Below are 20,982 nucleotides of genomic sequence, written 5' to 3' on the forward strand. Positions count from 1 at the left end.
TATGACCTAAGAGAGCGTGTGCTGCAGGTTCTCCTCTGTACAATTCTGCAAATCATGAGAATGACGGGAGAAAAAGTTAATCTTACCGTTCGTTTGCACAGGTTCATTCCCTAAGTAATTCTTAATCATGTCAATATCATGCGACACCATTAGGAATGTCATATGATGATGGGCATGCATATGTGTAATTAATTCAAAGAATCCTGCTTGTGATTCAGCATCAATACCGACTGTAGGCTCATCCAAAATCAGCAGATCCGGATGGTTGATCAACGCACGTGCTAGAAATACACGCTGCTGCTGGCCGCCCGACAGCTGGCCTACTCTTTTCTCCGCAATATCCTGTATCCGCATCACTTCTAGTGCATCTTCGCACTGACGATGCTGAGCCTTAGATACTCTTCGAATAAGATTCTTGTTGTTGTACAAACCAGATAGCACTACTTCACGCACCGTTGCTGGAAACAGCGGGTTGAAGGCGTTCTTTTGTGGAACATAACCTATCCGTTCCCAGTCTTTAAACTTGCGGACAGGCGTTCCAAATAATTTGATTTCACCACTGCTTGCCGGAAGCAAACCGACGATCATCTTCATCAGTGTTGTTTTACCAGCGCCATTAGAACCAATGATACCAAGGAAGTCTCGTTCTCTTACACTATAGTTAAGATTCGAGATCACCTTCTGTTCACCATATGAAAAAGAAAGATCCTGTATATCGATGATATGCTGATGGCAGTCCAAGGATACCGATTGCATGCTTAAGCACCGCCTTTTCCTTATACTTTCCTTTTTATTGTAAAGCCATAATCAGATTTTGCAAATTTTTCTCCATCAAGGTGAAGTAGTTATCCCCGTTCTTTTCTTGCTCCGCAGTAAGACCCTCTACCGGATTAAGAACCATAGTAGACACACCAGCTTCAGCCGCTAACGTCTTAGCCAGTTTATCGGAGACAAGCTCTTCAAAAAAGATGTATTGAATTTTCTCCTCTTTAACCATCTTCGCCAGGTTTACTAAATCCTGTCCACGCGGCTCAGCGTCTGGGGATAATCCCATAATCGCATGCTGCTCAAGCTTATAGTCACGGGCAAGATAGGCAAAAGCTTGGTGCGAAACTACAATTTTGTGGTTAGGCAGCTTGGTAAGCTCCTGTTCAAATTTACTATCCAAAGCCTGTAAACGTTCAGCAAGCTTATTGTAACGCTCTTCATAACCATCTTTATGCTCAGGGTCCACAGATTGAAGGCTTTCTTTTATATTGCGCGCCATGATGATCGCTGATTTCGGACTTACCCAGGTATGTGGGTCCGTATGAAGGCTGTCCTCAGAAGAATGGCTATTATGATCAGCATCATCTTCGTGATGATCCTCTTCGCCGCTTCCCCCATGATCATGTACGTCATCTTCATCGGTCATTATTAAATCAACACCTTTACTTACTTCAACAGCTTCCACTTTACTGCTACTATCAAGTCCTTTTAGAAAATTAGGAACCCATCCCTCGAGCCCTGCTCCATTGTACAAGAACAATTGCGCTTTGGAGGTATTGACAATATCCTGACTGCGTGGTGTCCAATCATGCGGCTCTACACCAACCGGAAGAAGATTAATGGCATTTATATCATCTCCACCAATTTCCCGAGTAAACTCATAAATAGGATAAAAAGTAGTTACAACATTTACTTTCCCTTCAACTATACTTCCACTGCTCTTTGGTCCACATGCAGTGAGTGTAAATACAAGCACCAATGCAAGTATAAGCAGACTTATTCGTGACTTCATAGCAACCATTAAATTGATCTCCCTCTCAAATCGTAATCTTTACTATTAGAAGTATAATAGTAATCATTACGATAAGTCAACAATAAATCCTAATAAGATGATTCTGAATTTTATCCCTGCTTATACGTTGAAAAAAGGAATGTTCCCACAGCCTAGCTGGCTGAAGGAGCATTCCCTTTCTTATATAACAATTACATATATAGATTCTACAAAACGAATCTTACTTCACAATAGCTCCATTTGGCATGCTATCTGGTACTGTGGCGATGGTTAACTGGTCACCTTTAGAAGCCGCTAAAATCATCCCTTGGGACAATTCTCCGCGCAGTTTCACTGGCTTCAGGTTCACAATACAAATCACTTTTTGGCCTACCAGCTCTTCCGGTGTGTAAAACTTCGCGATACCAGAAACGACTTGACGCTGCTCATAACCTAGATCCAGCTGCAGCTTCAGCAGCTTGTCGGCTTTCTTCACAGGCTCAGCTGCAATGACCTGAGCTACCCGAAGCTCAGCCTTGGCGAAATCGTCGATGCCGATCTCTTCTTTATGCTCTTCCTCAGGCTCGGATACCACAGGAGCCGCAGGTGCTGCTTCGGTCGCTTCAGCAGCCGGTTTACCAGCGCCCATGGCTTCGGCGATATAAGCTACCTCTTGCTCCACATCCAGACGAGGGAAGATTGGATTGCCTTTCACCAGCTTTGTTCCTGCCGGAATCAGACCAAAGGTCTTGCCGCTGTCCCATGTCGTTAATTCACCAACTTCGATGCCAAGCTGTTCCCAAATCTTCGCTGGGGTTTGCGTCAAGAACGGCTGTAGTAGAATGGAAGCGGTGCGAAGACCTTCCACAAGATGTCTCATTACGGAAGCCAACTCAGCTGTTCTGCTCTCATCCTTAGCAAGCACCCAAGGCTGTGTCTCATCAATATATTTATTGGTGCGGCTGATAAAGATCCCGATCGCTGTTAGCGCTACGGAGAACTCCATTTTTTCCATCGCTTCTTCTACTTTGGCATAAGTATTCTCTGCCACAGCTTGAAGCTCACCATCAAATGCTGTTACATTTCCTTCATACGCTGGAAGCTCTCCACCGAAATACTTCTCTACCATCGCACCTGTCCGGTTCAACAGGTTACCAAGGTCATTAGCAAGATCATAGTTAACCCGATCTACAAAGCTTTCCGGTGTGAATGTACCATCCGAACCAAATGGTACTTCTCGTAGCAGATAATAACGAAGTGCATCCAGGCCGTAACGATCGATTAATGTAACTGGATCTACAACGTTCCCTTTGGATTTTGACATTTTGCCATCCTTCATGAGCAGCCAACCATGAGCAAATACCTTTTTCGGAAGAGGCTCACCCAGCGCCATTAGAATGACTGGCCAGTAAATCGTATGGAAACGGACGATTTCTTTGCCGACAATATGCACATCAGCAGGCCAGAAATTATCGTACAGACTACGATCCTCGGAACCGTAACCCAAAGCAGTAATGTAATTTGTCAATGCATCGATCCATACGTACACTACATGCTTTTCATCGCCTTTAACCTTAACACCCCAATCGAAAGTCGTACGGGAAACCGCAAGATCCTCCAGACCAGGCTTGATAAAGTTGTTGATCATTTCGTTTTTACGGGATTCCGGCAAAATAAACTCCGGATTCTCCTCATAAAATTGCAGCAATCGATCTGCATATTTACTCATCCGGAAGAAATAACTCGCTTCCTTCACCAGTTCAACCGGATGACCGCTATCAGGGCTTTTTGCACCAATGATTACACCATTGTCATCTCGAACGATATCAACCAATTGTGTTTCTGTATAGAAGGTTTCATCCGGAATACTGTACCAGCCTTCATATTCGCCTTTATAGATGTCACCTTGCTTGAGCAGTCGATCAAAAATATCCTGAACAACCTTTTTATGACGCTCTTCCGTTGTACGGATGAAGTCATCATTGGAGATGTCTAGCTTGCGCCATAATTCCTTAATGCCAACAACGATGTCATCTACGAACTGCTGAGGGGTTTTACCTGCTTCCTCTGCCTTCCGTTCAATCTTTTGACCATGCTCGTCTGTACCTGTAAGATACCTTACATCATAGCCGCGTAGACGTTTGTAGCGGGCCATTGCATCTCCAGCTACGGTAGAATAAGCATGTCCGATATGCAGCTTATCACTCGGATAGTAGATAGGTGTAGTTAAGTAAAAAGTTTTCTTTTCGCTCATTGATTAATCATCCTTTCTTTCATAAAAAGACAAAAAACTCCCGCCCCTATAATGGGGCGAGAGTATAACTCACGCGATACCACCCAAATTTCCTGTCTCTTCACAGAGATCAGGCTTCGCCAGTTCCCTCTCGGGAACTGTCCATTAACGCTGGAACACGCCGTTATCTTACGTGAACCTCAATTGCAGTTCCCGCTCGAACACAGTTCCTCCCGGACCATATTCAATCTAACGCTCCATACCGGCTTTCAGCTCGTTCCGGCTCTCTGTAATGGGCGTACCGATTTACTCATCCGTTCCTCGGAATTCATACTATTACCTGTGAATATACCCAATGGTAAGGGCTTATGTCAAGTCGCACGAGCAGAATCCTTCTTCGTGGGGTGTTCCTCAAGAGGCGGAACCGGATCAAGTCCCCCTGGATTGAAGGGATGGCATCTAGCAATCCGCTTGGCAGCAAGCCATGAACCTTTAAGTGGACCATGGACTTCAATAGCTTCTAGTGCATAGGCAGAGCAGGTTGGATAGAAGCGACAAGTGGCAGGCTTAATCGGGGAAATGTACTTGCGGTACACCCGAATGGGAGCCTGAATCGTTCTACGAAGGGTAGCCATCCTTAGACCCCTTTTTTGCGATTAGCTGCTGCGACTAGTTCTTCTTCCCGGTTCTCTTCACATTCCTTGCAATAACCGAACACCTCAAATTTATGCTTGACTACCCGGAATTGATCAGGTGTATCCGTTAAATTCATCGGGCAGAAATTAATCGGGTAGGTTTTCTCGCATTGAAGGCAGATCATATGATGATGGTGATCCTGATGATTACAGCTTCCCTTGAATTTCACTCCGTCTTCAAAGACGATTTGTTCAAGTACACCAAGCTCTTCCATTACACGCAGATTGCGGTACACGGTATCAAAGCTAAGTCCGCTATACTTGCGGCCCATATGCTCATAGACATCCTTCGCTGACAAATAACCCTTATTCTCGCCGAATAACTTGGCAAGCGTTTTGCGTTGGTCGGTGATTCGCAGACCTTGCCCCGACATGACCTCTAATATTTGTTCTGTCGACAGCATACGCTCATCTCCCATAACATTTCAGTTCATTTATATTTCACTCTCTTAATAATGCCCCAAAATAAATGCCCCGTCAATGAAACAACCACGCGTATGAGCGCTCATCAGAGTAAAATCATACATATAAATACAAAAAGTCCGGCTGAGTATTCCTTTGCGGAATATTCAGCCGGACTTTTATTTCAGGTGAATCCCAAATAACTTAATGGATGGACCTATTTTGTTATTTCTTCGCTGGCAGCGGTGTAACCAGGAAATTCACCGGCAAGTTACTACCAGAAGCTGCTGTGAACAAAATCTCCACGGAGCCGCCATAATCGCCAGTACGATAAATCACACTGTTCATGTCAGCACTAGAGAGACTTCCTGAATTCGGCATTTGTACGATTTGACCATTAACCATGACTGGTCCCATGTAATTACCGCCACGTGGATTAAACGTAATCAATGAATTAGGTGCAACACGGTCGAATTTGATTTTGTATAACACACCAAAATTACCTGCATTGGATGCTTCAGTACCATTCATTGGGTCTACACCGGTCAAATTCAAATCACTCAAATTGTCACCGAGAAGAAGTCTCGCAGGAGTTGTTCCTACTTCGTCGGTAACCGTGATGATGCGTGTAGAATCAGCATAAGTTCCTCGGTTATGCACCCCATCACGATCCAATATTGGAAGTGTAGGAAGTGTAGTCAGAGGATCTTTATTCGCATCGATCAGCATGACATTATATTCAATAGGATAATCACTAAATAAATCCGCTTGGAGGGATACAATCTCTCCTGGTTTCATTGCAGTTTTGTTTAGATCTGTAAGAATCGAGACGCTTTCTCCTGGTTGTAGGACTGTTGTCTTATAATCTCTTCTAGTCTGCATAGATTCCCAGTACCGCTGCACTGACATTTTACCAGTACCTTCAGGATAAGAGATCGGACCACCAAAGCCTACATACTCTGTTGTAATTGTCGTAGGGTACAGATTGTTATTCTTAGCAATCACATACACCTTCGTTTTAATATTCATATTATTCTTGTGGTGGACCAAAAAGCGAGTTCCGCCGAATGATGTTTCTTTATACGTGATCCCTTCCGTATTCACTGTTTCTGGACTGTTACTGCGGATAAGGGTATAAGGCTCAGAAGAAAGATTATAAGCTACCTTCTGCCAAGTTGGAACCATCGATCCGTCGATGTTAAATACGCTACCCGGAGCACCGAATAATCTATAGAAATCTTCTTTACTGTACAAGATTTCATCTGAAATATTAATGGTCTTCTCAAAAGTGCTGATTGCGCCATGTGAATCTTTTACTTGAATAGCGACTGTTGCTGGACCTGGTGTAAAGAAAGCTTCTGCTTTGTTCGTCCAAGTCACTTCAATTGGATCACCGTCTGGGTCGCTGCTTAGATCCGAATAAGTGATCATTTCACCCATCTTGTAAGAATCTTTGTCTGTCGTGAAATTAGCGACTGGCGGTGTATTTGGTTTAAGTACATTGATGGTCACAGAGTATGGATCACTCCACTGTCCATTCGCATCCATAACGGAATAGGATACTACATAAAATCCTGGTGTATCATAGATATTTTGCTTATTTGGTTCCCAGCGTTCATCGACAATGGCCGTACCATTCGGTGAAGAGCTGGAGGTCACGAAATTGACAGGATCACCAGCATAAATTTCAGTTGGCACTGTAAAAGAAGCTTTAGGTTTCGTGTTCAGCGTAAGAATCACTCGTTTTTGCACATTATCTACGGTATAAGGAATGCCTAATGCCCCGGTGATGGACGTCAAAGGAACCATGAATGTACCATTAGTTTGGTAAGCTGGACCTTTCATCGTCACATTTTTACCATTAACGGAATAGATCTTACTGTCCGTTTTAAAGCGCATTACGTCGCTTCCTTTGGTAACAATGGTCTCTTTCGTTTTATAATCGTAAATGTATTTCACACCTACGCGTTCTACCATAGCTCGGATCGAAACGTATGAGACGCCATTCTTCACGGCCATTGGCTGATTAGCCAAATACTCAACGCCGTTTTGGTACATTTTGTTGCTGTTCATCATAAGTACAAGCTGATTACTAGCTGCAGCACGAACACCATCCGTTGGTGTAGGTTGTGTAGTGGTTTCAGGTGTTGCACTTGGGAGTGGTGTAGCAGTTGGTGCAGTTGTTGCTGTAGGTTCGGATGTTGTTGTCGGTTCAGTTGTTGTCGTCGGTTCAGCTGTTGCCCCAGAGATTGGAGTTGGAGTTGGTGTAGGTGATACGACTCCCCCTGGTACCTCAGTTGGCATTGGCGGCAATGGGTCAGTAGCTTCTGGCATTACATCCGTCGCAGATGTGGCAGCTGCTCCTACTGCATTGGTATTACCTGAGGTACTATTGACAGATTCAGCAAAAGCCGGCACTGCCGAGGCGGCCTGAGATATGGCCAAAACAGCAACTAACGTTAATTTCTTCAAATCCATGATATGACTCCTCTGCTCCTATTTGTAAATATAAGTAGGTCTCTGTCTTTTTCATACTCCTCTTATATTCCCCGCAAAAACGCAACCGCTCTCAGCGGAGCGGAAGAATTGCTTTTTGCCACGTTCGTTATAACAAAACATAGTATTAGACGCATCCGACCGCAAAAAGTTTCATTTTAAAGTAAAGAAAGATTAACCCAGTATTAAAACAAGCAAAAACAACCTTTCATCCGCTACCCGAAAAATATGAGATTATCCATATAAATATGTGTATTTTACAGCAAGGTATATTCGCTTTCATTTGCTTTTGTTACAATGTATGGAAGAATATCTTTTCATGCGGGTGATGACATGTCCAAGAAAATCTCCATCCTCGTTCAATTAATCATGGGTTTCTCACTGATCATTTTCACTATCGTAGCCTTTACGATTTTTTTGTCCTACCGTTCGTCATCCCAAGCCGTTCTTAACCGGTCGAACCAATATATTCTGGAGTCCGTCAAACAGCTTCAAGGTAAAATGGACGCTATTCTTCAAGATAACGACAAACTCTCTTCTACGATCATGTTCAGTCCCTTGATACAAGAAACACTAGGAGACTTAGCAGAATCCCGTACACCTCCTACTGACGCTATGGATATCACCCGCTACATCGATCAACAGACACGTTCCATCAATTATGACATCCAGTTCAAGCTGCTCGGACTTTCAGATAATCAGGTATATACCAATAGCAGCTCCTTAAAAGTAATCTGGGACAGCGAGAGAGAAATCCGCGGCGCCTATTGGTTTCCAGCTATAGCCCAGAATAACGGCCGTATGCTCTGGTTTGGTGCAGATGTATGGCAGAACGGCACGATCCCTGTGGTCATGGGAGCTAGGCAAATTAATGATTGGAATGATTTAAATCGGCTAGGAACCCTATTTCTCGTCCTTCCTGTGGAGGTTATCCATAACGCTGTCAGCCAATTTCATCTTGGTAAGAATGAGAAAATTCAAATTGTTGATTCCTTCAACACCATTGTTTATTCCACCGATCCAGATGAGATAGGTCTGTATATGGATGATAGAATTCTAAGTCAATTCAGTAATCATAAAGCACGAATCATCCCAAATACCATAAACTCCCGCAATATGTTCGTATCCTACGCTTATTCCCCCTACAGCGAGTGGAGCATTTTTGCTTACATTGATTCTAAAGAAGCTGTTAAAGATTTAAATGGCATTCGCAGAAATATTATTTTAATTGGCCTGCTCGGGATGGCCGCAGCGTTATTGTTTACCTTCTTTTTCTCGTGGACACTGTCTAAGCCGCTTCGTAATCTCGCAACCAAGCTAAGCAACGTTGAACGCGGAACCACGCTACCGTTTGTAAAAACAACCATGAATAAAGAAATGGCTATCCTATACTCAAGCTATAACTCTATGCTTCAAAACCTAGACCATACGATTGCTGACCTCTCAAGCAAACAAATCAGTGAAAAACAAGCTCAGATCGTAGCTCTTAAAGCACAGTTTCGCCCTCATTTTCTCTACAATACATTGAACACCATCTATTGGTCACTGGCTAATAAACATATGCGAGAAGAGTCACAGATGGTTATTGCACTAAGCGATTTGCTTCGATACAGCATTGATCGTGGATCGGAATTTGTTACGGTTGAGGAAGATTTACAACAACTAGAAAGGTTCATTTACCTGCAAAAACTACGCTACGAGGACAAACTACAGGTTGATCTGCACGTGAATCCTGAGGTCATGAATAGGCAGCTTATGAAGCTAACCCTTCAGCCCCTTGTAGAGAATGCTATCACGCATGGACTTGAACCTACACTACGCGAAGTATGGCTTATACGTATTCGGGCCTATAGTGAAGGCAACTCACTTGTGCTAACAGTAGAAGATAACGGAGAAGGCATGAGCGAGGCAAGAATGGCAGAGGCCTTAATCAGCGGCGAGGTTAATCCGGAGAAGCTGCTCCACACCGGTATCGGTCTCTCCAATCTGAATCATCGTATAGAACTAATCTATGGACATGGATTTGGCCTTCATTTATCAACCAGCGAGCTCGGAGGCTTACTCGTAAAAGTCACTGTTCCATTACAGTTCGATCAAGGGTAGGGGGTGAAGTGATGAAAGTGTTAATTGTTGACGACGAAAGTTTTGTCCGACGATCCCTGTCAGAAATGCTGGGAAGTGCGAACCATAATTTTAGCATCATTGGTTCAGTAGAGAACGGATTAGAAGCGATACAACTGTTAAAAGAGCAGGCAATTGACCTTGTAATATCAGACATACGTATGCCTGGCATGGATGGACTCGAGCTTTCTAAGCATATCCATGAATGTTACCCTGACACCGAGACGATACTGCTCACTGGTTATCAGGATTTCTCCTATGCCAGCCAAGCCATAAGGTACGGTGTACGAGAATATCTGGTCAAGCCAAATTCAGTTGAAAATATCCTCGAAGTCGTAACAAGTGTGTATGAACGTCTGGAATTGAAGAAGCAACACAGGCAAGTCTCGCAGCTGCGAGAAAAGAATCTTCGGGAGAAACGCCTTTCTGATCTACTTTATGGCATTCCATTACCCTACTTTGAAGAACAGCTCATACCTCCCTTTCATTCTTTTGTCATCATTACTGTAAATCACCTAGGTGATGTTATGCCACAGTACTGGTCTGAACAAGCGATGTATGCAGCCGTAATCAATATATTAGAAGAGTGTTTTTCGCTTTACGCTAATGTTGTCGGCATTCAAGAGGAGCAAGAAGCGATAATCATGTTGTTTTATCCCTATGAACAATCCGAAAGAATCGATGAGACGCTAACTCAGGAAATGATGATTAAGCTGTCTAGCCTCTTGAAATCGCCTTTCAGCGCGGGTGTCTCCAACCCTCACTATGATCTTGGAGCCCTCGCAACAGCTTATCATGAGAGCCTGCAGGCGTGCCAACAGCTCAAAAAGGATAGTACCCGACCCGTTATCTATTATAGTGAAGTATCCATGTGCTCAGCTTCTCCACAGCTTACGGAACAACTACAGGTGAAGGCTACACGCAGGGTAATCTCTATAATGATTGAGGCTATGAATTCGCGACTCCAAGAGAACCTCTCTCTCAAAATGATTGCAGATGAATTATACATGAATCCAACCTATCTAGGCCGTCTGTTCAAAGACGATGTAGGAGAATGCTTCTCCAGTTTTCTTACCAAGCTTCGTATTCAAAAAGCAATAGAGCTGCTAAATAATGTTACGCTCAAAGTTTACGAAGTTAGCGAATTAGTTGGCTTTAAAGATCCTGCGTACTTCAGCCTCATATTCAAGAAATACATGGGTATGACTCCTCAGGAATTTCAGAAGCACAACAAATAAAGACGAGGTGTGTTCTCTTGCATGTGAATGCTAAGTTGTTGACTATCCTGTTAAGCTTTGGATTGCTGCTTCATACAAGCGGTTGCCAGATCTCTCCTTCCAAGGAAGATATCGACCTTCAAGACCCGATCCAGCTAAACATCTGGCTTACAGCTGGATCGGGTCTTGAGCTGCTTATAGCAGAGTATCAATTGCAGCATCCCGAGCTAGAAATCCATATTCAAACCTCAACCTCCACGCAGCTTCCCGCCAAGCTGCAAACTTCATTCGCAGCAGGATATAGTTCCCCTGATGTGGCGGCCATTGATATTAGCTATTTGGATCGTTTCAAGCAGTTCCCCGATTATTTTTATAATCTAACAACATTTGGAGCGAATGATCTAAAGAATCAATTTCTGAGTTGGAAATGGCAGGAGGTGCTCGGTAATGATTTTATCTTCGGATTACCGACTGATATTGGTCCCTATGCTATGTTGTATCGGACTGATATCTTCGCGTTATCTGGACTCCCTACCAAACCTGAAGAAGTAGCAAAGCGAATCCAAACTTGGGACCAATTCCTCAAAGCCGGCACTAGAGTCCATGAGGCAACAGGTAAAGCCTTTGTCAATGACTTAGAGAATCTTTATCTAACCCTTCTGCGTCAGTCCAAGCTTCAATATTACAGCCCCACTTCCCAAGAGCTGATCATAGGAAATAATCCAGCAGTAAAAGGGGCTTGGGACTTTGCAATTCAAGCTCTGAAGCTGAATCTATCCGCAGGTATTGCTGTAGATACACAGCGCTGGGGCGCAGGTCTGCTAAACGGCGACTTTGCAGTGATGCTCTGTCCGGCTTGGATGATTGATCATATCAAGAGTAGTGCTCCAACAGCCAGCGGATTATGGAATGTAACGACCATCCCAGGAAATAGCGCTAATCGAGGAGGTTCCGTCCTTACCTTGCCTAGAACAGGCAGTCATCCAGAGGAGTCATTCGCGCTTATCAAATGGTTAACCGAGCCCGCACAACAGCTAATTTCATTTAAGTCAGAAGGGGCATTTCCCTCCACCCCCGAAATTTATGACGATCCCGAGATCCATAACCTGTCTGATCCCTATTTTCCTAATTCTGAGGTTGGACGTGTCCTCTCTACAGCAGCACAAGAAGTAGTTCCCACCTACTACGGTCCGCACCACGCCGATGTAGAAACAAATATGCTCGAGTATTTAACCAAAGCCGAGCAAGGTAAGCTAGATCCCGAGCAGGCTTGGTCACTTGCCATTCAGGTAGTGCAAAAAATAGATACTTCTTTCCGCTAACCTATTCACCAAGCGTACAATAAAGGCTATCCCCAGCGCATTAATCATGCCGGGGATAGCCTTTTAGTTTCATTTAAAGTATTTATTTTTGAGCAGCCAAGAAAGCATCTAGTTGTTTTTGTTTCTCTGCAATAATCTTATCAAGTCCGGCTTTCTTCAGCTTGTCGGCGTACTTAGTCAATACGGTATCGGGATCAACAGAACCCGTATCCAAACTGATGTCATATTCATCCATAACAGCTTTACAAGCTGCCATTTCAGTCTTCATAGAGGATGCGTCGAAGTTAAAACCGAGCGCAACAGAAGCTTTACCTTTGGAGTTGAAGGCCTTGAATTGCTCCCATTTGTCTGGAGCTTCACTTTCCCATACAGGATTCAGGAATTGGCTTCCAAGCATCCAGGCGGCAGCGGTATTATAGTCACCCGTTTTCTCAGTAGCTTTAATCGTATCACCGCTAACGACATCATAATGGACACCTTTTACACCAAATACGAGCAGATTATTGATTTCTTTATCCGTGTGCAAAAGATCTAATACCATCATGGCACGAGCTGGATCACCCGAGGAAGCGGAGATCGCTAACATTGATCCTGCTGCATCACTAGTAGAAATCGTCGGTTCGTTAAAAGCAATTTGTTTCAGTTTTCCGACCAAACCTGTAGCATTAGCCAATTCACTATCTTTACCAGGTTTAAGTGATTGTACTGTCATAAAGACATTACCGGCCTTCATTGCATCTTGCGTTGAATTTGTAGCCACGGCCGCATCTTTGTTAATATAACCTTTCTTCATATATTCACGAGTAAGCTTGATGATTTCTTTATAACGATCCAGTTCAATCATGGATTGAATTTTAGTATCCGATGAATCCTTAAGCAGAACGCCCGGAATTGAAGCATCACCAAGCGTATCGTACTGCGCCATGTACTGGGAGTTAAAGGTCTCTCCTTGCTTGAAGTACAGTGGAGTTAGGTCAGGTCTCTTCTCCTTTACGACTTTGAGCACGGCATCCAAATCTTGAATGGTCTTTACATTCGACATATCAATACCCAGTTCATCAGCAATATCGGAGCGATAAACGATCCCGCCTTGTGCTGCTAGCTCCTTATTCGTAGGAACGGCATAATTCACACCATTGATCGCAGAACCTTTTAAGAATTGCGGGTCGAGATTTTTAAGAATCCCTTGGCCATATTCGTTCAATAGATTACCGTACTTGCCGTTATCATCATTAAGTGGGAGGTAAGCACCTTTAGCTGAATTGGTTACATAATTTTTCCATTGGGCTGTAAAAATAATATCGAATTTCTCCTGACTGGCAATCTTCAGATTAACATCATTGTCCCATGGACCCCAGTCGATCGGTGCGATATCCAATTTGGCGTTAATTTTAGGTTCCAGAAGCTTATTGATAGCGTCTTCTACAACCTGCTCATCCTTTTGAACGGCACCGACATAGATTAACTTAACAGTATAAGGATCTAATTTCTTCTCCGGTTCAGCTGTAGGATCTGCAGCGGGCTCATCTGTTGCCACAGCATTGGTAGCGGTTGCATTTTCACTTGGCGCTGGTGAGGCTCCTTCATTATTCCCGTTATTCCCTCCGCATCCAGCTAAGCTAAGACTGAGTACTACGATAAGCATCAGCGTTAAAAGTGTGCTTGTTCGAATAGCCTTCATGTACACCATAACCTCCCTCAAAATATTTATATATGCTGAATCGGACGTTCACACACTTGCATGGAACGCCGAATTAAGCCATTCCAATCCTCATTAGCCTTTAACAGCACCAACGGTAAGTCCTTTGATAAAATACTTTTGGAAGAAGGAGTAAACGAATACGATAGGACCGATCCCAATAACAGCCATTGCCATTCTTACTGTCTCTGTCGGCAGATTGATTTCTACACCTTGTGCAGCTAAGGCAGCCATCGCTTGAGGGCTTGCAGTCAGGAACTGAACGTTCAACATCGTCTTATACATTAGATATTGCAGATTGACATGCCCTTCGGGTGAAATAAAGATCAAGCTTAGATACCAGTCATTCCAATACGCCAAGGTTTGAAATAATCCCACTGTAGCTAGCACCGGTAACGACAAAGGTAGAATGATTTGAACGAAGATCCGAAACTCCGGTGCCCCGTCAATTTTAGCGGATTCAACTAGTGCCGGCGGGATTGTGTTTGCAAAAAAGGTTCGTAAAATGATGACAAAGAATGCTGAAACCAGCAGTGGCATAATCAGAATCCATAGCGTATCTTTCAAATGCATCATTTGAGTATAAACTAGATACCAGGGCACTAAGCCTCCATTAAACAAAAGTGTAAAAAACATAAAGAACGAAAAGAAATTACGATGTGGAAAATCCCCACGCGAGATAGGATAGGCATACATTGCCATAATTACGAGACTCAGAATCGTTCCAACCACCGTCACAAATAAGGAAACGGCAGCCGCATCTATGATTTGCCAATAATCTTTTAACAGAAATTCATATGACGAGATATCCCACTTGTTCGGGAAAAAGCTGTAGCCGTGCTGCACAACCGATTGTTCATCTGAGAACGATACGATAATCACGAGGATCAGTGGGACCACACAAATCGCCGTATAGATCCAGAAGAATATATTAATTAACAAATTGGAGATATTAGAAATTTCATTGGGTTGTTTTTGCCGTTTAGCTCTCTTTCCTGTACGACCCGACGGCCCGATTGCAGTTTCTGTCTGGCTCAACACGCTCACCTCCCTCTAAAATAACGCATCATCTTTACTTATTCGTCGTACTGCTAGATTTGCTAAGAATATCAGTAAAAATCCTACAATAGATTGAACGAGACCCGCGGCAGAGGACATCCCAATATCACCAATCGCCAGGAAGGTCTGATATACATAGGTGTCGATAACTTGCGTAGTGGAGTATAATGCTCCTGCGTTTCTAGTCACCTGAAAGAACAAGCCGAAGTCTGCGTTAAAAATCCTACCAATCTGCAGTAGCGTCATTACGATGATAACCGGACTGATCAGCGGCAGCGTGATTTTACGAATCTGCTTCCATTTAGAAGCACCGTCAATCAGCGCAGCCTCATAATATTCGTGATCTATGCCGATGATCGCAGCCATATAAATGACCGTCGTATAGCCAATCTCTTTCCACAGCTTTACGATCACTAGAATCCCCGGCCAATATTGCGACTGCGAATACCATTCAATTGGATCTACCCCAAAGAACGGAAGCAGTGTCTTGTTCATGAACCCGTGCTCAGCACTTAGAAAGCCGTATACTAAATAACTGACGACGACCCATGAGAGAAAATATGGGAGAAACATTGCACTCTGATGGAATTTCGATAGCCATCTGCAGCGCATTTCGTTAAACATAATCGCAAAAGCCAGTGAAAAAAATAGTGTGAGTACAATAAACGCAGTGTTGTACAATAGGGTATTTCTTGTAATGATCCACGCCGTCTCTGTCGAGAATAAATATTTGAAGTTCGAGAACCCGACCCAATCACTGCCTAGAATGCCCTTCTGGTAATTGATATCCTTAAAAGCAATTACCGTCCCTAACATCGGTATGTAGTTATTGATGATCAGAATAATAATGGCTGGGAGCATCATCAAATAGAACACCCAATATTTCTTCATCACTCTCAGAAAATTCGGTACTCTTCCCCTGCCGCGTTTTTTCACTTCTGATAAGCTGACGGAAGGATTCGTCACACTCATGTTCTGTTCCCCCATTTCCCCATCGTCCCAATCTAGAGCCTTTTTCACGCTTGCTTGGCTATCGCCTTGCACTTCCTTCTTACACTCTAATTAAAACATATGATAAATTTTGGGAGTATAGGGAGCATATTATATTTCTATAAAAAAAGAGATGATTATCCTCAATAACTAAGGATAATCATCTCTACTGTTTAAAATCATTAAATTAATTACAGCCGTAGGCTGAATTACTATATGTACTTATATCACAGCTGCAGGCTGGTCGATAATCCCTTCTTTCCCCCAAGGAGTTCCCCACAACCGCAGGAGCGGGACGACCCATACCCACAACGAAGTGTGGTGAGGGAGAAGGAACGGAGAGGAGGTTTGGAACTGTAGGAGCGGAGCGTTCGCCTAAAAGCTTTCCTTGGAAAGCTACCTCGGAAGCATATGCTATCCTCGGATTTCAACCGCGAGCAGCGGTTTCCAATCAAGAAATCCGAGGATAACAGCGACCGAAAGTCCAAACATTCCTCCGTAGTGACGCTTACCTCACCATGCTGAGTAACAGACATTCCTTGCAGTGACGCTAAACATCACCATACGCCGCCGACCTCATAACACTTCGGCCCGGCACCGGTCACGATACTCCTTAGGAGACATCCCCGTCTGCTTCTGAAATACCTTCGTGAAATAACGTCGTTCCTGATAACCGACTCCGGAACCAATCACCGTAATGCTCTTATCGCTGTTAGTAAGCATAAACTTGGCAGCTTCAATTCGCTGTTGTGTTACGTATTCCACGAAAGTCATTGCAAAACGGTTCTTAAACAAGAGGCAGAAGTAACTGCCACTGATGCCGATCTTATTCGCCACTTCCTCAATCCCGATATCTGAATGAAGATGTTCAGTGATGTATTGAGCGGCCAAGTTCATTAGCTGATCCGGCGTTTTTTTGCCATTGTCAACTTCAGGAATCTCCTGAAACAAAGGGATACTATTATACAGTTTATTCTTAAACTGTTTACTACGGATATTAGCTCCGATCTCACGTACCTTATTGCCAAGCTCCTCATAATGTATCGGCTTACAAATGTATTCTTTTACCCCAAGCCGGATCGCTTCCCGTGCATAGTCAAATTCCTGATACCCGGTAAGAAGCAGTACCTCACTATCCAATCCCAATTCCCGCAGCTTTCCTACAAAAGTTAACCCGTCCATCACTGGCATACGAATGTCACTCAACACAAGATCGGGTTGCTCCTCTTCAGCAATGCGCAAGGCGTCCATACCGCTTCGCGCCATACCGACGACCTCCATCCCCATCTCCTGCCATGGCAACACTCTCTTCAGATTATTCAGAATTGGGGCTTCGTCATCTACCAATAATACTTTTAGCATAATGATCTTCCCCCTGCTCGTATTTAGGTATGACACATTGAATAATAGTACCATATCCTGGACTGGAACAAATAAATATTCCATATCTGTCACCGTATTCAATGCGGATGCGATCTGCTACACTGCGAATGCCAAGGCCTCTACGTTCAAGATTCATCCGGTTTTCCCGTTCAACTTCAACCTCTTGCTCCACAGGATCATTCACAATATATTGGAAAATAGACAACTGAGATGGTGTAATTCCAATACCGTTATCTTCAATTCGTAAAATTAAGTCCCCTTGCTTCTCCCAAACTTTCACAGAAACTTGACCTTTGTAATCAATACCCTCAAATCCATGTTGAATGCTATTCTCTACAAGCGGTTGCAAAGTAAGCTTTAAAATGCCGCAACTCATCAATTCTTGTGGGATATCAATATCGTATTCAAATAAATCCTCAAATCTAAATTTTTGAATATCCAAATAATTGCGCAGATGTTTAATCTCTTCATCCAGTGTAATTTCTTCTCGATCCTGAATGCTAATTCGTAAAATACTTGCCAGTCGGTAGACCATCTCACTGACTTTCTTGCCTTCATTCTGTATAGCCAGAACATTAATCGACTCTAACGTATTGAATAAAAAATGCGGTTTAATCTGAGCCTGTAGAACACGCATCTCGGCTTGATTCTTGCGACGCTGTTCCAAATGGATTCTGTTAAACAATCGGTTAATTTTATCCATAAGATCATTAAAGCCCTTACCAAGAAGCGTTAACTCATCATTCCCCTTCACTTCTACCCGCGAAGTTAGATCTCCATCCTCAACACGTCGCATAAAACGAACAATTACGGCTATTGCACCAGTAATGCGATTCATAAAGAATAGATTGAAGATCACCGCTGCCAAAAAGCAAAGGAAGATAACCCCTACAAACCAGCGTGCAAATACTGTAACTTCTCGAGATAAAGAGTCCCATGAGGTTACAGACACTAGACTCCAAGGATAATCTTTCAAATGATACATGGAGAGAATACTCTTCTCCCCGTTATACTCTGTTTTAAAACTCTGAAACCCTTTTTTGAAGGTAATCTCTTTATTCGCGAATGACTGAATATCCTGCCCATCCAGCTTTTGATCTGGGTCAAATAGAATCATTCCGTCATCATTTACTAGCATAAACGAAACATCCTGATTACTATCCCCAATTTTTAAATTGCGAAATATCGATTCGAGCTCCCAATTTTTGATCTGTACAACAAGGATACCTATGTTCTGAAAGAAGCTCAGTTCCTTCACGAGTCGAATTTGTGTAAACACAGGTTCAGTTCCTGTAAGTTCAGGATACTCATGAGGAGCCAGCCATTTTGGCACGCCATTCAAATCCATTACTTCCTGGTACAAATCACTTTTTTTGAAAGTATCATAGGGTAGCGTTCGGAAATTTTCCTTATTAAAAAGCGACACGATTTCAGAGTTACCTCTACCGTTAAAATTGTATAAAAAAGCATAGCTAATCGATGGATGGTTAAACAACAGACTACGGAAATTGCGCTGGCTTGCATTCAAATTGAGTTGCTCAGCATCAGTCAAATCTTGATTAGAAGGATCTTCTGCGCTAAGTGCCATATGAAAAACCGAGGTAGCAATTCCGTTGTCTGTAACGTTATCCATATCTTTTAACACATTTGAAATACTGTAACTAATTGCTTTGAGCGAGTATTCCGACTGTTGACTGTACTTCTTCTCAATAGAGTTATAAGTCACGAAAAACATAAGCATGCCTAGAATAAATAAGGGAATGATTATCAGGCCCAAAAATGCCGTAAATAATTTATAGCGCAAATTCATCGGCTAGTGCTCCTGACTGAGAAAAAAAGTTATCCTTTTACGCCACCCGCAGTTACGCCTTCAATAATTTTTTCCTGTAAAATCGCATAAATCACAATTACTGGCAGAACGCTGAAGACGATACCCGCTGACATTTGTGCATAGTTCATCTGATATTGATCACGGAATTGAACCATACCCACTGGGAGCGTACGTAGTTCATCATTTGATAGGAAGTAGTTTGCCAGCAAGAATTCGTTCCAATTGCCCAGGAAATTAACAATGAATACAGTAACCATGGCAGGTACGGTTAGAGGTACAATAATTTTAGCAAAGATACCTGGTGCCTTCAACCCATCCATGACCGCTGCCTCTTCAATTTCTCTAGGCAACGAGCGCATAAATGCAGCCAATATAATTATCGTAAACGGAATTGCATTCGCGATATAAGGGATAATCAACGCCCAGTGCGTATTCAGAATCCCCATCTTACGTACAATCGTATAAATAGGAAGCATCAATGCGTTGTTTGGAATGAGCATTCCCACCATAACTAAGGTGAACAAAATCGTATTCCATTTGCCTTGGCGCATCCGAGTAACTGCAAAAGCAAACATAGACGCTAGAATGATAGATACTACAGAAGCCAATATGGAAATGTACAAACTGTTAAAAAAGTAGGTGCTGATCTTGGCATTTACCCAAGCTTCAACGTAGTTATTGAAGACGAACTCCTTTGGAATCCCAAAAGGGTTAAGTGCTATTGCATTGTTATCCTTTTTCACAGAGGAGAATAACACGAACAGGAAAGGAAATAGAATAACTAGCAGATAGGACAATAGTGCGACGTGTGGCAGACTTTTTTTCAGGGCGCGTGGCATCAGTATTCAATCCTTTCTGTGCGTCGGGCTATCAGCAGCTGATAAATGGCTGTAACCACCAGTGTAAATACAAAGATCAGGACTGCAATGGCATTACCGTACCCGTACTTAAAGTTAGTGATAGCATATTTAATCATGTAAGTTGCCATTACATCGGTTGAACCAGCAGGTCCACCCTTAGTCATTACAATGACGATATCCGCCGCTTTCATTGCTCCAGCAATGGACAACATGATTACAACAGAAATGATCGGAACAATTAAAGGAAGCGTGATGCGTGTAGCACGTTGGAATCCAGTTGCGCCATCAATGGCAGCTGCTTCATCCAATTCACCTGGTATCGACAGAATAGCTGCAAGTACCATTACAATGTAGAATCCGGTCCATTGCCAAGCATTCGTGATCAGGATGGATAACATTGCGAATCTTTCATCCGACAGCCAGTAAAGTGGATCAATACCAACTAAGCCTAGAACCTTATTTAAAAGTCCAATGTTGGGCTCATAAATGAAGCCCCATAGAATACCGATAACTGCTGTAGACATAATAGAAGGCATGAAGACCGCTGTCTTATACAAGCCTTTTAGCTTCTTTACATTCGATATCAATAACGAGAAGAATATGATTAACGGTACCTGTACAAAACAGGAGAAAAGAATAAAGAAACCGTTATTTTTGACAGATATCCAGAATCGTTCGTCTCCTAATGCCTTCTCAAAATTACTGATTCCGGCAGACTTGACTGTGTCAGATACCCCATTCCAGCTAGTAAAGCTGTAATAGATTGAACTAAAGATGGGATAGATGAAGAACATCGTGAACAAGATCAGTGCTGGAAGAATAAAAAGGAAAAATACCAATGGATTTCTTAGTGCTTTATTCATGACTACCTCCGGTTGCTTTGACATCTGGCGAACAATGAATGTTTTAGAGCTT

The 20,982-nt window shown here is 43.0% G+C and carries 16 protein-coding genes; 3 read left to right on the top strand and 13 right to left on the bottom strand.

All coding sequences use genetic code 11. From position 1 onward, the window contains the following. Positions 1-6 precede the first annotated feature (6 nt). The 6 genes from NST34_RS23275 to NST34_RS23300 form a co-directional block, all read right to left on the bottom strand. Positions 7-756 (bottom strand): metal ABC transporter ATP-binding protein, encoded by a 750-nt coding sequence (locus NST34_RS23275; RefSeq protein ID WP_042190495.1) that lies wholly within the window; start codon positions 754-756, stop codon positions 7-9. 34 nt (positions 757-790) lie between these two features. Next, positions 791-1,780, bottom strand: coding sequence for a metal ABC transporter solute-binding protein, Zn/Mn family (locus tag NST34_RS23280; protein ID WP_341128839.1), 990 nt, complete (start codon positions 1,778-1,780; stop codon positions 791-793). A 220-nt stretch (positions 1,781-2,000) separates the two neighbouring features. After that, positions 2,001-4,013 (bottom strand): methionine--tRNA ligase, encoded by a 2,013-nt coding sequence (gene metG, locus NST34_RS23285; protein ID WP_341128840.1) that lies wholly within the window; start codon positions 4,011-4,013, stop codon positions 2,001-2,003. Positions 4,014-4,363: 350 nt separating this feature from the next. Next, positions 4,364-4,627, bottom strand: coding sequence for a membrane protein insertion efficiency factor YidD (yidD, locus tag NST34_RS23290; protein WP_042190501.1), 264 nt, complete (start codon positions 4,625-4,627; stop codon positions 4,364-4,366). Positions 4,628-4,629: 2 nt separating this feature from the next. Beyond that, positions 4,630-5,091 carry a Fur family transcriptional regulator gene (locus NST34_RS23295; protein ID WP_042190503.1) on the bottom strand — a complete coding sequence of 154 codons (462 nt, stop codon included), beginning with the start codon at positions 5,089-5,091 and terminating at the stop codon, positions 4,630-4,632. 223 nt (positions 5,092-5,314) lie between these two features. Next, entirely contained in the window at positions 5,315-7,567 is a 2,253-nt protein-coding gene (locus NST34_RS23300) for a copper amine oxidase N-terminal domain-containing protein (RefSeq protein WP_341128841.1), read from the bottom strand. A 351-nt stretch (positions 7,568-7,918) separates the two neighbouring features. Here NST34_RS23300 and NST34_RS23305 point away from each other — a divergent pair, with 351 nt between their 5' ends. The 3 genes from NST34_RS23305 to NST34_RS23315 are packed head-to-tail and all read left to right on the top strand — an operon-like array spanning position 7,919 to position 12,245. Continuing rightward, positions 7,919-9,688 carry a sensor histidine kinase gene (locus NST34_RS23305; RefSeq protein ID WP_341128842.1) on the top strand — a complete coding sequence of 590 codons (1,770 nt, stop codon included), beginning with the start codon at positions 7,919-7,921 and terminating at the stop codon, positions 9,686-9,688. A gap of 11 nt (positions 9,689-9,699) precedes the next feature. Further along, entirely contained in the window at positions 9,700-10,944 is a 1,245-nt protein-coding gene (locus tag NST34_RS23310; RefSeq protein ID WP_341128843.1) for a response regulator, read from the top strand. 23 nt (positions 10,945-10,967) lie between these two features. Continuing rightward, the gene (locus NST34_RS23315; protein WP_341128844.1) at positions 10,968-12,245 is read left to right on the top strand and encodes an ABC transporter substrate-binding protein; all 1,278 of its coding nucleotides are present in this window, start codon (positions 10,968-10,970) and stop codon (positions 12,243-12,245) included. Positions 12,246-12,327: 82 nt separating this feature from the next. On the opposite strand, the gene NST34_RS23320 is transcribed toward NST34_RS23315, so the two are convergent. The 7 genes from NST34_RS23320 to NST34_RS23350 form a co-directional block, all read right to left on the bottom strand. Further along, positions 12,328-13,926 carry an ABC transporter substrate-binding protein gene (locus tag NST34_RS23320; protein WP_341128845.1) on the bottom strand — a complete coding sequence of 533 codons (1,599 nt, stop codon included), beginning with the start codon at positions 13,924-13,926 and terminating at the stop codon, positions 12,328-12,330. A 93-nt stretch (positions 13,927-14,019) separates the two neighbouring features. Then, positions 14,020-14,982 (bottom strand): carbohydrate ABC transporter permease, encoded by a 963-nt coding sequence (locus tag NST34_RS23325; RefSeq protein WP_256716416.1) that lies wholly within the window; start codon positions 14,980-14,982, stop codon positions 14,020-14,022. Positions 14,983-14,997: 15 nt separating this feature from the next. Beyond that, positions 14,998-16,023 (bottom strand): ABC transporter permease, encoded by a 1,026-nt coding sequence (locus NST34_RS23330; RefSeq protein WP_341128846.1) that lies wholly within the window; start codon positions 16,021-16,023, stop codon positions 14,998-15,000. 546 nt (positions 16,024-16,569) lie between these two features. Then, positions 16,570-17,355: a response regulator transcription factor gene (locus NST34_RS23335; protein ID WP_076284462.1), complete on the bottom strand. Its 786-nt coding sequence runs from the start codon at positions 17,353-17,355 to the stop codon at positions 16,570-16,572. Further along, positions 17,330-19,186 carry a cache domain-containing sensor histidine kinase gene (locus tag NST34_RS23340; RefSeq protein ID WP_076284461.1) on the bottom strand — a complete coding sequence of 619 codons (1,857 nt, stop codon included), beginning with the start codon at positions 19,184-19,186 and terminating at the stop codon, positions 17,330-17,332. The genes NST34_RS23335 and NST34_RS23340 overlap by 26 nt, the downstream gene beginning before the upstream one ends. A 29-nt stretch (positions 19,187-19,215) precedes the next feature. Next, positions 19,216-20,046, bottom strand: a complete 831-nt coding sequence (locus NST34_RS23345; RefSeq protein WP_042129876.1) for a carbohydrate ABC transporter permease — start codon at positions 20,044-20,046, stop codon at positions 19,216-19,218. Next, positions 20,046-20,930: a carbohydrate ABC transporter permease gene (locus NST34_RS23350; RefSeq protein WP_042190519.1), complete on the bottom strand. Its 885-nt coding sequence runs from the start codon at positions 20,928-20,930 to the stop codon at positions 20,046-20,048. The genes NST34_RS23345 and NST34_RS23350 overlap by 1 nt, the downstream gene beginning before the upstream one ends. Between the last annotated feature and the right edge of the window lie 52 nt (positions 20,931-20,982).

Source organism: Paenibacillus sp. FSL H7-0714, from assembly GCF_038003765.1.
Taxonomy (GTDB): domain Bacteria; phylum Bacillota; class Bacilli; order Paenibacillales; family Paenibacillaceae; genus Paenibacillus_AQ.